Here is a 15,208-nt window from a genome sequence, read left to right as displayed (position 1 = left end):
ACTCCCTTAGTGCACAGCACCACTAATAACGAGAGCAAGACCTACAAAGATGCCAAAAACGAGGATACCCGCTGCTGTATTACCACGCATAATCTCTTCAGATAAATTATATTTTCGATGCCATAAATTAATAAACATATAGCCTGTTACAAATAATACAATTCCTAAAATAGCATATACGATACTGGCCACAACACCGTGCAATAAAGATGTATCAGCTGTAGCCACTACAGGAGACATGATGACAGCGCGCAAGATTTCACCAATGCCGATAAATGAACCTGCTGAGAGCCATGCGACAGCACAGTTACCACGCTTAATTTCTTCACTAAATTTTCCAGGCACGAAGAAATCAATAACAGTATTAGCTGTTAACATTAGAAAAATTCCAAAACAAGCATAAAAAATCGTCAATAATATATCTGGTATATAAATCATAATAAGCCTCCTAATAATATAATTTTGTATTGGATGTGTTATTAGAGTTGCTGGTAGGATACAACCGTTCGCGTCCCGTATTATCCCCTAGTCGAACCATAGTCGCATAGTTATCGAGTATATGAGAGCTGATTAATGTACGATCAATAATTTTCCAATCCTCTTGTGTCAATTTTGATTGTTCACATACCTTAACCTTAGTTTGTCCATCCGTATTGGTAATGATATACACCAAGTCCCCAGAATAAAATACAATAACTTCATGTCCCTCTTCTAAGTTGTCCCGCTCATTTTTAATATCACCATTCACAGAATCAATCAAATCTAATGCGGTGCTAACAGGGTCCAACGAAGACGTGTATACATAATCGCCATCCGAATCTGTTTTTGTATAATATGCAGATGTGTCATGCATATGTTCTTTCGCCGTATAAGGCACTCCAAACATAGCGCGTATACTATGCCAAGACAAATCATTGTCCGACCAAAACAGAAATAGTAAAAATAATACACCGATCCCTATAGAAGTAGCAACTCCTTCAAAGCGTTTTTTCAGCCGTTGATTCCGTTTCTTTTTACTAATAGCATTAGCTTCTGCATCATTACAGAGACGAATATTCCTCAAAGGAACACGTGCCCCTTCGGCGAACATCTTCTCCCCTTTAAACCAGTTTTCTTCAAAGAATACACTAGCACCGCCTTCACAAGGCAATTGGTATTCCTTGTAGCCAGCCCGGTCACCTACAGAAGCACCACTATCACCATCTACAGCTACAACCTTCTCTAAACCGATTTGATGTAACGTAAAACCCTTCGGCGCTCGTTTGCGATAAGATGTTCTAGATACAGTGCACCATTCATTATCATTGTATTCAATGGTAACCCATATTTTATCGGACCCCTCAACATCCTCGAGACCATATTCGTGCCAATAATCTCCAGGTGATTTTTGCATTGACGGCTTAGCTTTATAGGCCTGTTCCTGATCTGCTTTTGGAATAATCTCATTATATTTAATTTTTTCTGTTATTACATAACGGCTGCCCTGAACCTCAAGGACATCGTAACAATTAAACTCCATAAACAACCTCGTTAGAGTAGCAATAACCTATATGCGTCTAAACTACTCCCTCTCCTAAACGGGATTTAATGAAATTAAGCTTTAAAATAACCTACACGTTCATGAATCATTTCATTTTCAATAATAGAAATACCATATTGTTGCCCTATAGTAGCTGTTACAAGAACCTTAGCTACATCAGCAGTTTTTACAGGCTCTTGACTCATTAATACACGTGCTTTATTGATGACTCCAAATACAGCACAGCTAATACGCTCTACCAATTTAGGTTCTTCTCGAATCAATGTAGCTGGACGAGCAATAACAATCGCTTCAAAAGGCAACTCTAAAATAACCTCTTCTAATTGTCCTTTCATGGACATATAGAAGAATGGAGATTTTGGATTTGCCCCCAAAGAGGATACTAAACCATATTTTTTCACACCATTTTGAGCTGCAATGCGCGCCATTTCATACTGATACGTATAATCTACAGTCCATTGTGCTTCTTTAGAGCCCGCTTGTTTACGGTTTGTACCCATAGCAGAGAATAAGATATCTCCTGTTACTAAGTGTGCCCATTCACGAGGTTCATCAAAATTGACGATATGAACCGTTACCTTTGGAGATGTAAACGTAACTTGACGACGTACAAATACATGAACTTCTTGAATTTCATGATTATCAATTAATGATTCTACAATATGGCGACCTACTGCACCAGTAGCACCTAGTACTAACGCTTTCATACTTCACCTGCATCTCTTTCAGATTCTTCAGCAATAATCTCTTTTAAAAGTTTAACTTCTTCTTTTGTTAATGGTCGTTCCAGTAAATCAGGTCGCAATAATCGTGTCCGCTTCAAGGCTTCCTTTTGTCGCCAGGTAGCAATATTTTTGTGATGACCGCTACGCAATACATCAGGAACACCCCACCCTCTGAATTCTGGTGGCTTTGTATATTGCGGGCATTCTAATAGGGGTTCATAAAATGAGTCTTCTTGTGCACCACTCGCCGCACCTAATACGCCAGGAATCATACGAGCTACTGCATCGGCCACAACCATAGCTGGCAATTCACCACCAGTTAATACATAATCGCCAATAGAAATCGTTTCGTCTACTAAATGTTCCTCGACACGATAGTCTACACCTTCATAATGCCCACAAATGAGAACTATTTGATCGTACGTCGCTAATTCACGAGCCTTTTCCTGTGTGAACGGCTGACCTGTAGGTCCCATAAAAATAACACGACGTCGTAAACTTTCACTAGGATTACCAATGAGGCTCATTTCATCACACATCTCATCTACGGAATAGGCACTATTAATATGGCTATCATATTGAGCAATAACAGATTCTACCGCTTCAAAGATGGGAGGTGCCATCATAAGCATACCGGCCCCGCCACCATAGGGCGTATCATCTACTTGACCATGTTTATTATGGCTAAAGTCGCGAGGGTTAGTTACACCCATAGACAATCGTTCTGCTTCGATAGCCCGTTTTATGATGGAGTGACTAAAAAAGGCATCAAAAAACTCAGGAAATAAAGATATGATATCGATACGCATAGACCGTCCTCTGTACTTATTAACTCATATTAACTCATTAGCATTATCTATATATAGCTATATTATATAACTTTTACCATAATATACCTATATGTAGATAAAAAAAACCGCCTAAAGGATTATATCCATTCAGGCGGATCTACGATCATCAATTTATTATCCACATCGATGTCTTTAACGACGTCTTCAATGGCTGCAAATAATTGATCTGGTTCCCCATCTTTGGAAACCACATAGACATCATTAGCCCCCGGTTGTAATACATCAGTCACTGTGCCAAGCACATTTCCCTTTGTATCTTGTACTTCAAGACCAATGATATCAAAGATGTAATAGCGACCTTCAGGTAATTCCACTAAATCTTCACGACGCACTTGAATTTCTTTCTTACCAAATAATTCAGCTGTGTTTCGATCTGGAATCTCCTTAAAGGAGGCTAGTACAAATTGCTTATGAAATCGTGCGGATGCAACGTGGTATTCTTTACCATCGATGTAACAGGCATCCATATGCATAAACCGTTCTGGAAAATCGGTTTGAGGCATAATACGAAGATCACCCCGCACACCGTGCGGGGCGATGATAACACCTATTGTGATGAAATCGTTATGCTTCATTATTGACGAAACGCAACGATTTTACCGTCTTCTAATAGGATTTCAGCGCCCATCATGGCATCCAAATTATCCCCGATTTTAACGGTAACTGTTTGCTCTAATGTACCTTGAGGAATTTCAGTTCCTAAGGACAATTCTTGAGCATCTTTCAATTTAGCTGTTACTTCTTCTTTGAAAGCCAAGCGTTTATTTTTCTCTTCGTCGATTTGTTGACGAATCGCAGTAAGACTTGTAGCATCAACTTTAGCCGCATCAGCCAAAATACGTTGAGCTTGAAACTCAATTGCTTCCAAATCTTTATTCACCATATCAAGGCGAGTTTCAAGATCAGATACAATTTTCGCTTTCAAGTCTTCTGTTACTTTTGCTTTTACTGCTACAGGGACACGTAATGTCATTTCTTCCATTGGAATACTCCCTTTTAGACAATATCAACAGATATCTTTTTGTTCTCTTTAATAGCCGCCGCTTTCACCACAGCGCGAATCGCCTTCGCAATTCGTCCTTGCTTTCCGATGACTTTGCCCATATCCTCTGGAGCTACGTGAAGTTCGTAAACCTCCATATTCCCCTTTTGGACCATGGTAACAGATACGGCATCAGGCTGCTTCACTAATGATTTCGCAATTAATGAAATTAATTCTATCATCACAGTATGCCTCTCTATTAATTACTTTTTAGCGTCAGCAAATTTTTGCATAACGCCTTGTTTTTTGAACAAGGAGCGAACAGTGTCAGTAGGCTGAGCACCTTTAGCTAACCAAGCCAAAGCTTTTTCTTCGTCTACATTAACGATAGCTGGTTGTTTAGTAGCATCATATTGACCAATAGTGTCAACAGGACGACCTTCACGTGGAGCACGTGCGTCAGCAACAACGATACGGTAGAAAGGAGCTTTTTTAGCACCTAAACGAGTCAAACGAATTTTTAACATGTGAAATTCACCTCCTTATACTGATGTGGGTGGACAGGTTCAGCGCCCCTGCCCATGTATTACATAAACGGTAATTTAGGCATTCCAGGGAAGCCACCCTTACCGCCACGTAAACCTTGCATGCGCTTCATCATCTTCCGCGCTTCCTCAAATTGTTTCAACAAGCGATTTACATCTTGTACCTGAGTACCAGAACCTAATGCAATACGCTTGCGGCGAGAACCATTAAGAATACTTGGATTTTCTCGCTCTGCTGCCGTCATAGATGTAATGATAGCTTCAATGCGGCGCACCTCTTTACTGTTCAAATCAAGGTCTTTCAATTGATCCTTAATTTGTCCCATGCCTGGCAACATCCCAATAATATTTTGTAATGGCCCTAACTTTCTCACTTGGTTCATCTGTTTCAAGAAATCATCCAAGGTAAAATTGTTTTTCGCCATTTTCTTAGCCATTTCACGAGCTTCTTCTTCATCGATAGCGCCTTGAACATTCTCAATCAATGTTTTAAAGTCGCCCAAGTCGAGAATACGAGAAGCCATGCGGTCTGGATAGAATACATCGAAACCATCCATTTTTTCGCTCACACCTGTGAACTTAATTGGCAACCCTGTTACAGCTTTAATAGATAATGCAGCACCACCGCGCGCATCACCATCGAGTTTAGTAAGGATAACACCATCAACGCCTAATTTCTCATTAAACGTTTGTGCCGTTGTTACCGCATCTTGACCGATCATGGAGTCTACAACGAGTAGAATTTCATGAGGTCGAACAGCAGCTTTAATATTGGATAACTCATCCATGAGGACTTCGTCAATTGCCAAACGACCCGCTGTATCGATAATAACAACATCTTTCAACATATGCGTGCTTTGCTCTACAGCGCGACGCGCAATATCTACTGGATTAGCACCAGGTGTTTCATCAGCAAATACTGGAATATCGATTTGCTTCCCTACAACTTGCAATTGAGTAATCGCGGCTGGACGATATACGTCGGCAGCTACGAGCATTGGGTGCTTACCTTGTTTGCGAAGATATACTGCCAATTTACCAGCTGTTGTAGTCTTACCAGCACCTTGCAAACCAACGAGCATGATAATCGTTGGAGGTTTGCTAGAAATCATGATACGACTTTGTGTACCGCCTAAGAGAGCCGTTAATTCGTCATTTACGATTTTAATAACCGTTTGCGCTGGGTTCAAGGAGCCGAACACCTCTTCACCGAGGGCCTTTTCCTTGATGGACTTAACAAAGTCCTTTGCAACCATAAAATTAACGTCAGCTTCTAAAAGTGCAGTACGTACTTGACGCAACGCAAGATTGACATCTTCTTCTGTAATTTTGCCCTTTCCTTTTAAGGATTGAAAGGCTTCTTGCAGTTTTTCTGACAAGCTATCAAATGCCATAATATCCCTCCATTTGCGCCAATACTTGTTGTACCTTAGTCTCCGCTAGAACCTCTTTAGGCAATGTCTCTTTCAACTGTGAAAGCAAACCTTCCCGCTGTTCATATTGTTCTACCAAGTGCAATTTTGATTCGTAATCATTTAAAATGTGTCGAGCACGCTGTAAATTATCGTGTACAGCTTGCCGTGATACACCTAATTCCTCAGCAATCTCGCCAAGGGACATATCGTCTTCGTGGTGAAGTTGTAAGGACATGCGTTGCTTGTCCGTCAATAGTGGCCCGTAGAAATCTAAGAGCAAACTGATCAGTACTCGTTCTTCCATTTCGCCACCTCCATCACTGTCAAGTCATATTACTTTACATATACTACAGCATAAAAAAAGATGTGTCAAGTAGAAATACTTAACACATCTTTTGATTATTATATTACATCTAATATATGATTCCATCCACTACATAAAAATATTAATCAACTGCATATATTACATATAAAATTTCATATACTATAATTGATAATAGTTTTTATATTTTAACTTTTATATCTACTATAATATGCTATAATATAAATATCTAATATTTTCAATATAAAAACAGGAGGTATTTTATGAATACCAAACAATACGACCTCATCGTCCTAGGTTTCGGCAAAGCCGGTAAAACATTGGCAGCAAAATTTGGCTCTATGGGCAAATCTGTTGCTATGATTGAAGAAAACCCACTTATGTATGGTGGCACATGTATTAATATTGCATGTATCCCAACTAAAACGATGATTATAGCCGCATCAAAAGGCTTATCTTACGATCAAGTATTAAACCAACGCGAGGTAGTTACCTCTCGTTTACGCAATAAAAACTTCGGTATGTTAGATACAAATGAACATGTCGATGTATATACTGGACATGGTGAATTTATTAGTAATAAAGAAATCGCCGTTACAGCTGGGGAAGATAAAATCATCTTATCTAGTGAAACAATTATTATTAACACTGGTGCTGTAGCGATTAAGCCTAATATTGATAGCATCGACACAGCAACAGGCTTCTATAATAGCACAGAAATCCAACAATTATCCCCTCAACCAAGTACTCTAGGCGTCATCGGCGCGGGCCCTATCGGCCTCGAATTTGCTAGCCTATACGCTAAACTAGGTACAAAGGTAACAGTATTTAATATTGAATCTAGCATCTTAAAACGGGAAGAACCGATTGTACAAGAATTAGCTAACGAGTACTTGACTGAGCAAGGTATTACTATTCTTAACGATGTAACATTAAACTCTGTATCTAATGATGGCAACAAACCTGTTATTACTGCAAATGGTCAAAACTATACGTTTGATGCCGTTTTATATGCTACAGGTCGCAAACCAAATACAGCTAACATCGGTTTAAAAAATACGGATATTACTACTAACGAACGCGGTGCTATCGTAGTTAATGATACGTGTGAAAGCTCCGTTCCTGGTGTATATGCAGTAGGCGATGTAAACGGTGGTCCTCAATTTACGTATATTTCTCTCGATGACTTCCGCATTGTATTTGGTGCTCTTACAGGTAATGGCCAATACACATTAAAAGATCGCAAAAATATTCCTTACACAACATTCTTAACACCCCCACTGGCTCGTGTAGGTCTCACAGAAGAAGATGCTATCAACAAAGGATATACAGTTAAAACTAAAGAAATGCTCGTAGCTACCATGCCAAGAGCTCATGTAAACGACTATTTAAAAGGTGCTTTTAAAATTGTAGTAAATGCAGATAACGATTTAATCCTCGGTGCTACACTTTATTCTCAAGGTGCTGAAGAGTTGATTAACCTCATTAAAATAGCTATGGATAACAACATTCCATATACATATTTCAAAAATCAAATCTTCACACATCCTACCATGGCAGAAAACCTAAACGACCTCTGTAACTTTTAATGCCATAAACAAACTTAATAACAATTGATATATACTGAAAAATAAAAGGGCGCTCATTAGCTAACATATATGCTAATGAGCGCCCTTTGACCTATTCATAGTACCTATTATTAAGATAGTTCCATATAGCATCTGCAATTGTTCTCTCTATTAGTTTTTTGTAAATAATCTACGTACTACCTTTTGTAGCTTTGGTGTCAATATAATAGCCACCACAATACCTGCAGCACTAGTAATTAAAGAGTATTGAATTTTGCTAGCTGCTACGGCTGCACTTTCAAGAACAAACCACCATGCTAAGAAATAGCCAAATGCAGTCCAAATTGTACCAATAATAAGAGCAATCAAAATGCGTGTAAAGGATGCTGTTGGCTTTGTAATGGATGGAGGCAAGTAACCTGCTGTCATACCACCTACAATAAGACCTGCAATACCTTTAATAAAGAAAGAGAATACAATGTATTGCGTATGTCCACCAAAAAGATCAAATAATGCAGAACCAATGGCCGCACCTAAACCACCATATAAGCCGCCAAAAAGAATGGATGATGTGAATAATGCGGCTGACCCTAAATGAACCATGGCCCCACCTGGTATTTCAATGCGAATCGTTGTTGCTACTGCACATAAGGCAGCAATAAATCCAATATATACAATATCGTGCGTGTTTAATTTCATAATCTAGCTCCTCTCTTTTAGCTGAATAACTATATTTAGTATAACAAATCTCACTCAATCTAAAAATACCGATTTCGTAGGAATTAAATAACAAAGCACCTATACCATGGTATAGGTGCTTTATAAACTTTAATCAACTCTATCAAATATTATGTGTTATAAGATACAAGTTAAATTAAATCTTAGCTCGTTTCAAGCGAAGGGAGTTACCCACAACGGTAACGGAGCTAAATGCCATCGCTGTACCTGCAATCATCGGATTTAATGCGCCGACAGCAGCTAATGGAATACCAATGCAGTTAAAGATCAACGCCCAGAATAGATTTTGTTTAATATTAGTCATAGTCTTACGACTGAGGCGTACTGCTTGTACTAGTGTGTGTAAATCATTTCTTACAAGAACGATATCTGCTGCCTCTACGGCAATATCTGTACCACTACCAATAGCAAAACCAATATCTGCCGTTACAAGAGCTGGTGCATCATTGATACCATCACCAACCATGCCCACTACCAGACCTTTATCTTGTAACTCTTTTACCTTGCTAGCTTTATCTTGAGGCAAGACTTCTGCAATAACGTGAGTAATACCTGCTTGTTTAGCAATATATTGAGCCGTACGTCGATTATCACCGGTAAGCATCCACACATCGATACCTTGAGACTGTAATTCTTTTACCACCTCAATAGTTTCTGGACGCAATTCATCCTCTACAGCCCATAATGCACTGATGACACCATCTACAGCAAGAACAGACACGGAAGCACCTTGTTCTTCATAGTGTAGAATATCGTCTTGAACTGCACTTAAATCGTAACCTAATTCAGACATCCAACGGCTATGACCAAGTTGTACAGATACGCCTTGGTATGCGCCTTGCAAACCTTTACCAGGTACATCACCAAAGCTTTCAAGTTCTACACCTTTACCTTTGTAACCATGATCTTCACCATAGTAGACCATAGCCTTTGCAATCGGATGAGATGTGCCACTTTCTAGAGCTATCATAATAGACATATTTGTGCTTTCATCACCATTATAATTTTTGAAAGCCGTTACATCGAGAACACCTTGTGTAAGAGTGCCAGTTTTATCCATAACGATAGCATCGAGTTTACCAGCTTTTTCAAGATATTCCGCACTCTTGATGAGAACACCATGCTCCGCACCTAAGCCAGAGCCTACCATAATAGATGTTGGTGTAGCGAGACCAAGGGCACAAGGACAAGCGATAACAAGCACTGCTGTAGCATTAATGAGAGCTACATTAACAGAATCGCCTACAATAAAATACCATACAAGACCAGTCAATATAGCGAGACCAATAACGGTAGGCACAAAATATTGAGCAACGATATCTGCAATACGTTGAATACTTGCTTTAGAGGTTTGAGCTTCCTCTACGACTTTAATAATTTGAGAGAGCATTGTATCAGAACCGATACGTTTTGCTTCCATCGTGAAAGCACCACTCAAGTTAATAGTCGCCCCAATTACCTCGGAACCTACTTGTTTTTCTACAGGCAAGCTTTCACCGGTAAGCATAGCTTCGTCTACAGTAGAATAACCTTCAGTAACAGTACCATCTACTGGAATTTTTTCACCGGCCCGAACTTGTAAGATATCACCTGCTACAACCTTAGATGTAGGAATATCTACAAACTCACCATTGCGCAACACATGAGCCGTTGCAGGTTGTAAGGCAATTAATTTTTGAAGTGCCTCAGAGGTACGCCCCTTAGCAATTTCTTCTAAGAGTTTGCCAAGAAGGATGAATGTAATGAGCCATGCAGAGGTTTCAAAGTAAATACCATGAGGACCAAGTTCTGGATGGAACTGCCAATTATAAATACTGAATAGATAAGCAACAGTCGTACCCATTACAACGAGAACATCCATGGTAAGGGCACCATTCTTCACCGCACTCCACGCACTCTTATAGAACATAAGGCCCGGACCGAACTGAGCAATGGTAGCAAGAATGAACTCTACCCATACTGGCAAGGCTTCAATACCGAATCGATGGAGCGTCATATTCACCATCATAGGCACAGCCATACAAGCTGCAACTATTAATCGGATAATATGAGGCTTTAAATTTACTTTTTCTATTTCTTGTTTTGTTTCATCTGCCTCTGCAGCACCGAAACCAATATTTGTAATGGCATCGATAATTTGTTGTGGTTCTACAGTAGAACCGTCTTTATATTCAACGCTTCCCTTACGAGTGAGTAGATTAACCTTTACAGTTTCTACGCCATCAATCTTAGAAACAACGTTTTCAACGCGCTTTACACAAGCAGCACAGTGCATACCAGTAATATCAAACTCTTGTTTCTTCTTGCTCATCATATCACTTCTTTCTACCAGAATCTTCAAAGATATATGTTCCTATATATCTATATAAGTCAGAAACTCATAGTAAACATATCATACATCGATAGCAGCGTATTTTATAAACACATATGGTTTAATATATGAACAATTACATGAGTATTCATTCATAGGTCTATAATCAATAATAACATAAATTATCATTACGTCAATATCCTACTAAATCTGGAGGACTATTCCTTTTTCATAGGGGATTTAACATGTCCCCACCTATACACAACATTCATAAATAGATTATAATAAAGTGATGATGAATAAACATAAACTTTGATTCTAAAGGAGGTGAATATATGTCTGAATCAATAAGCCCTATAATAGAATTTACTTCAGTAGCGAAGGAATTTCGCCATGAATATGTTGTTGAGAAGTCACGTTTTATCACAACTGTATGCCCTTGTTCTACAGAAGAGGAAGCGCAGGCTTTTATCGGCCGTATCAACAAAGAATTTTGGGATGCACGTCATAATTGTACAGCCTTTGCATTAGGACCAAAACAAGAACAACAACGCTCTTCTGACAATGGTGAACCATCTGGTACAGCTGGTAAACCTATGTTAGAAGTACTCAAAAAAACAGGTATTACCAATGTGGCCGTCGTAGTAACGCGCTATTTTGGAGGTATTAAGCTAGGCGCAGGTGGCTTGATTCGTGCATATTCACACTCCGTTGCAGAAACCTTACGTCTTGCCCCTAAAGAACTACACACAACACGAACTCAGTTGCAGGCTACCATCGACTATTCCATGTATGGAGCTATAGAAAGATATGTGCAAGATCAAAAACTACATTATGAAGCAAGTTTTGGCGAACATGTAGATATTACTATTTTAGTACCTCCTACTGATGTAGAACGCATACAAAAAGAGCTCCAAGACATGAGTCATGGAGCTGCTACTTGTACTATATTAGATTCTATTGAAGTGGTGCTACCGCTAGAACAATAATCTTACTGACACGCACATTAATTAGTTATCACTATGGACTAATCCACTTATGCCTTGACTTAGTTCGTGACGTTTTTCATTAGTCAATGGATGAGGCCATACGCGTTCTAGTTGTTTTTTACGGCTAAGACCTGTATTATGTGCAGTCATTAATCTACGTGCTTCCCAGTTACGAATTGCTTTACCTAATGTTCTTTTTACTACGCCCATGATAGTACCTACTTTCTTAATCACTATATTATATAAAAATTTGTGATAAGGATAGAAAGTTTATTTTAAACACATTATTCTTTCTCTTTCCTTGATAACTATAGTATATATACCATTTTATTAAATGTGAAATTACTATTACTTAGTTCGTTATAAATTTTATTTATCTTATTTTGTGTATAATAGGGAGATTCTATGGATACATCTTACTACCACAATTTTATTACCCTCGTTCAAACGGGCAATATGACACAGGCCGCAGAGATTCTTCATATTACACAACCCGCTTTAAGTAAACAATTAAAATACTTAGAAGCTGAATTTGGGGCTCAACTCATCAATATCAAGCGAGGTCAACGAGGATCGAACTTACAACTTACTGATGCAGGTAAAATCTTCTACGAAAAAGCCCAACAACTATGTTCTATTGAAGAATCTACGTATAATGCGGTGCATCAGTTAAATTCACGCATTGAAGGTACGTTGAGAATCGCTACCTCTGCATCTCGTTCCACACCAATCGTACAACAATATTTACCAGCCTTTTCCATGAAATACCCATCAGTTCACTTTGAAATCTATGAAGGACTGATGACGAATGTAGTTAATCAACTGATTAATGGTAATGCTGAGCTAGGAATTGCCAACATTCAAATGGTAGACACTGACAAATTTGATATTCTTCTCACACAAGAAGAACACTTATATGCTATCTTCCGTCGTGATGTATTCTGGATAGACCGTGAACATGATACAATCACTTGGGATGATATCAAAAAGTGCCCATTATCCCTCTCCGGCGGCTCTGTACGAATGATTATGCAATCTAGCTTGACAGATATGGACCAACTCAATGCCGTTGCTATCACTACAACTAAGAGTTCTGCCATCGAATGGGCATCTTCTGGTAGAACTGTCTCTTTAGTTCCTATGGATGGAAAAGAGCTTGTTAACCATCGTAAAATGGCCCGCATTAAATTACCAGAATTCTCTGGAGATTTCAAAAAAGCATTTATTACCCTCAAAGGACATGCTTTATCTCCGGTAGCACAGCAATTTATTGATTTCTATAAAGCATATGTATAATTAAAGTTCTACATATGATTACTATTATGATATCAACAGTTTCCACGATTGGTACCTACCCTATGTTATATACCAATACAATACATAAGAAAAGACCTAGTACATTATGTACTAGGTCTTTTCTTTGTAATCTTAATATGTGTGGTAATCCATCTAAGCTACACAAGTAAAATTTTAGTCCTTACATTTACTAGCTACAAGCTATTACTACCCTTGATGTACAGCACCTACTATATCAGTAATGCTGTTAAGATTATATTGTTCCACATAATCGCCCATTTCACGAGCAATACGAGAAATAGCCGTCGGATCTACCATCGTAGCAACCCCAACTTGAACTGCTTGTGCACCAGCCATCATAAATTCAATAGCATCAGTGCCTGTCATAATGCCACCAAGGCCCATAATAGGAATATTGACCCCTTTATACACTTGGTGCACCATGCGAAGTGCAACCGGTTTAACAGCTGGCCCAGATAAACCACCATAAATATTACCCAAAACAGGTTTACGACGATGGATATCTATAGCCATGCCGAGAATGGTATTAATGAGGCTTACCCCATCACCACCACCAGCTTCTACAGCCTTTGCGATTTCCACAATATCCGTAACATTTGGTGAAAGTTTTACAATAACAGGCTTATCTGTTACTTTACGAACCGCTTTTGTTACCTGTTCTACTACCTTTGGATCTATACCAAAAGCCATTCCTTCACAGGCAACATTTGGGCAAGATACATTAACTTCAAGGCCTGCAATACCATCTACAGATAATGTTTCTGCCATCCACGCAAATTCCTCCACTGTACCAGCAGACATATTGGCTAGCAATGGTACATCATATTTCTTGAGGTCTGGCAAAATATCTGTAACAAAATGTTCTGCCCCTGGATTTTCAAGTCCAATACAGTTTAATACACCAGATGGTGTTTCTGCAATACGAGTTCCTGGATTACCATGGCGACCTTTAGGCGTTAATCCTTTTACCGAAATAGCACCTACTTCATTACTAAGGTCTAAATAACCAGCATACTCAGGACCATTACCAAAGGTACCAGACGCAGCGATAATAGGATTTTTCATCTTAATCCCGCAATAATCTACAGCAAGCTTTGGATTAGGCGTAACGGTGTTATTTAAATCGCGTTCACTCATTAAAAGAACACCTCCTCAGCTGGGAATACAGGACCATCTTTACAAACTTTATAACGTTTGCCACCAGCACCATCACAAGCGCAGCCTAAACAACCGCCTGTACCACATCCCATGCGTTCTTCAAGAGATACTTGGCATAGTACATTGAGCTCTTTAGCAACTTGTGCGACACCCTTCATCATCGGTGTAGGACCACAAGTCATAACAGATGTGAACGTATTAGCGTTAATAAGTTCTGGCATAATCGCTGTAGGGAAACCTTTTGTACCTACGCTACCATCATCAGTAGTGATATGCACCTCTACAGGCGTATCTTTGAATAAGTCTGCCCAGAAGGTTTCACTTTCATTTCTAAAGCCCAAAATAACTTGTGCTTCTTCACCGTTTTGCAAGTGAGACGCTATGCATAGCATCGGTGCAATACCAACACCACCACCAACAAGTAGCATATTATTAGATGTTACAAATGGTTCACCTAAAGGTCCTAAACAATCTAATGTATCACCAGGCACGAGATGTGTCATAATTTCAGTTCCCTTGCCTACGACGCGATACAAAAGGGTAATAGTCCCCTTTTGTACATCGAATCCAGCATAGCTAATAGGGCGACGCAATAATGGCGCCGTAGAGTTCGCTACGCGAACATTACAAAACTGTCCTACCTTTGCTTCTGCTGCCTGTTTTGGTGCGTGAATATCCATAATCCACACATCAGAGCCTATTTGCTCATTGCGAACGACTTCGCCCTGTTCTACATAGCCACTCATG

General features: G+C 39.2%; 18 protein-coding genes. 3 read left to right on the top strand and 15 right to left on the bottom strand.

Annotated elements, in window-relative coordinates; genetic code table 11:
• Positions 1-6 precede the first annotated feature (6 nt).
• The 10 genes from VCHSUH04_RS08655 to ylxM form a co-directional block, all read right to left on the bottom strand.
• Positions 7-438: a DUF350 domain-containing protein gene (locus tag VCHSUH04_RS08655; RefSeq protein WP_105086226.1), complete on the bottom strand. Its 432-nt coding sequence runs from the start codon at positions 436-438 to the stop codon at positions 7-9.
• A 10-nt stretch (positions 439-448) separates the two neighbouring features.
• Positions 449-1,519 (bottom strand): hypothetical protein, encoded by a 1,071-nt coding sequence (locus VCHSUH04_RS08650; protein ID WP_105086225.1) that lies wholly within the window; start codon positions 1,517-1,519, stop codon positions 449-451.
• A 74-nt stretch (positions 1,520-1,593) separates the two neighbouring features.
• Positions 1,594-2,247: an NAD(P)H-binding protein gene (locus tag VCHSUH04_RS08645; RefSeq protein ID WP_105086224.1), complete on the bottom strand. Its 654-nt coding sequence runs from the start codon at positions 2,245-2,247 to the stop codon at positions 1,594-1,596.
• Complete coding sequence (gene trmD / locus VCHSUH04_RS08640) at positions 2,244-3,074, bottom strand: tRNA (guanosine(37)-N1)-methyltransferase TrmD (RefSeq protein WP_105086223.1); 831 nt, start codon at positions 3,072-3,074, stop codon at positions 2,244-2,246. Before trmD ends, VCHSUH04_RS08645 begins: the two co-directional genes overlap by 4 nt.
• A gap of 119 nt (positions 3,075-3,193) precedes the next feature.
• Positions 3,194-3,691: a ribosome maturation factor RimM gene (gene rimM / locus VCHSUH04_RS08635; RefSeq protein ID WP_105086222.1), complete on the bottom strand. Its 498-nt coding sequence runs from the start codon at positions 3,689-3,691 to the stop codon at positions 3,194-3,196.
• Entirely contained in the window at positions 3,691-4,098 is a 408-nt protein-coding gene (locus VCHSUH04_RS08630) for a YlqD family protein (RefSeq protein ID WP_105086221.1), read from the bottom strand. The genes rimM and VCHSUH04_RS08630 overlap by 1 nt, the downstream gene beginning before the upstream one ends.
• A gap of 14 nt (positions 4,099-4,112) precedes the next feature.
• Positions 4,113-4,340: a KH domain-containing protein gene (locus VCHSUH04_RS08625; RefSeq protein ID WP_009352618.1), complete on the bottom strand. Its 228-nt coding sequence runs from the start codon at positions 4,338-4,340 to the stop codon at positions 4,113-4,115.
• 21 nt (positions 4,341-4,361) lie between these two features.
• Entirely contained in the window at positions 4,362-4,625 is a 264-nt protein-coding gene (rpsP, locus tag VCHSUH04_RS08620; RefSeq protein ID WP_004695565.1) for a 30S ribosomal protein S16, read from the bottom strand.
• Between the two features lie 59 nt (positions 4,626-4,684).
• A complete protein-coding gene (ffh, locus tag VCHSUH04_RS08615; protein WP_105086220.1) occupies positions 4,685-6,037 on the bottom strand; it encodes a signal recognition particle protein in 1,353 nt (450 codons plus the stop codon).
• Positions 6,027-6,362, bottom strand: coding sequence for a YlxM family DNA-binding protein (ylxM, locus tag VCHSUH04_RS08610; protein WP_105086219.1), 336 nt, complete (start codon positions 6,360-6,362; stop codon positions 6,027-6,029). The genes ffh and ylxM overlap by 11 nt, the downstream gene beginning before the upstream one ends.
• Positions 6,363-6,643: 281 nt before the next feature.
• On the opposite strand from ylxM, the gene VCHSUH04_RS08605 reads away from it, so the two are divergent.
• Positions 6,644-7,969 carry an FAD-containing oxidoreductase gene (locus tag VCHSUH04_RS08605; RefSeq protein WP_105086218.1) on the top strand — a complete coding sequence of 442 codons (1,326 nt, stop codon included), beginning with the start codon at positions 6,644-6,646 and terminating at the stop codon, positions 7,967-7,969.
• 150 nt (positions 7,970-8,119) lie between these two features.
• On the opposite strand, the gene VCHSUH04_RS08600 is transcribed toward VCHSUH04_RS08605, so the two are convergent.
• Both VCHSUH04_RS08600 and VCHSUH04_RS08595 read right to left on the bottom strand, forming a co-directional pair.
• Complete coding sequence (locus tag VCHSUH04_RS08600; protein ID WP_105086217.1) at positions 8,120-8,647, bottom strand: ECF transporter S component; 528 nt, start codon at positions 8,645-8,647, stop codon at positions 8,120-8,122.
• A 175-nt stretch (positions 8,648-8,822) separates the two neighbouring features.
• Positions 8,823-10,997: a cation-translocating P-type ATPase gene (locus tag VCHSUH04_RS08595; RefSeq protein WP_105086216.1), complete on the bottom strand. Its 2,175-nt coding sequence runs from the start codon at positions 10,995-10,997 to the stop codon at positions 8,823-8,825.
• A gap of 335 nt (positions 10,998-11,332) precedes the next feature.
• On the opposite strand from VCHSUH04_RS08595, the gene VCHSUH04_RS08590 reads away from it, so the two are divergent.
• The gene (locus tag VCHSUH04_RS08590) at positions 11,333-11,986 is read left to right on the top strand and encodes a YigZ family protein (protein ID WP_105086215.1); all 654 of its coding nucleotides are present in this window, start codon (positions 11,333-11,335) and stop codon (positions 11,984-11,986) included.
• A gap of 21 nt (positions 11,987-12,007) precedes the next feature.
• Here the strand turns inward: VCHSUH04_RS08590 and VCHSUH04_RS08585 are convergent, their stop codons facing one another.
• A complete protein-coding gene (locus VCHSUH04_RS08585) occupies positions 12,008-12,196 on the bottom strand; it encodes a hypothetical protein (RefSeq protein ID WP_024065726.1) in 189 nt (62 codons plus the stop codon).
• Between the two features lie 195 nt (positions 12,197-12,391).
• Here VCHSUH04_RS08585 and VCHSUH04_RS08580 point away from each other — a divergent pair, with 195 nt between their 5' ends.
• Positions 12,392-13,282 carry a LysR family transcriptional regulator gene (locus VCHSUH04_RS08580; protein WP_105086214.1) on the top strand — a complete coding sequence of 297 codons (891 nt, stop codon included), beginning with the start codon at positions 12,392-12,394 and terminating at the stop codon, positions 13,280-13,282.
• A gap of 207 nt (positions 13,283-13,489) precedes the next feature.
• On the opposite strand, the gene VCHSUH04_RS08575 is transcribed toward VCHSUH04_RS08580, so the two are convergent.
• Positions 13,490-14,440, bottom strand: a complete 951-nt coding sequence (locus tag VCHSUH04_RS08575) for a dihydroorotate dehydrogenase (protein WP_105086213.1) — start codon at positions 14,438-14,440, stop codon at positions 13,490-13,492.
• Positions 14,440-15,207: a dihydroorotate dehydrogenase electron transfer subunit gene (locus VCHSUH04_RS08570; RefSeq protein WP_105086212.1), complete on the bottom strand. Its 768-nt coding sequence runs from the start codon at positions 15,205-15,207 to the stop codon at positions 14,440-14,442. Before VCHSUH04_RS08570 ends, VCHSUH04_RS08575 begins: the two co-directional genes overlap by 1 nt.
• Between the last annotated feature and the right edge of the window lies 1 nt (position 15,208).

It is taken from the genome of Veillonella sp. T14073-2, from assembly GCF_002959875.1.
GTDB lineage: Bacteria > Bacillota > Negativicutes > Veillonellales > Veillonellaceae > Veillonella > Veillonella infantium.
The sequence above is the reverse complement of the archived record's forward strand: the minus strand, read 5'-3'. Positions and strand labels throughout refer to the sequence as shown.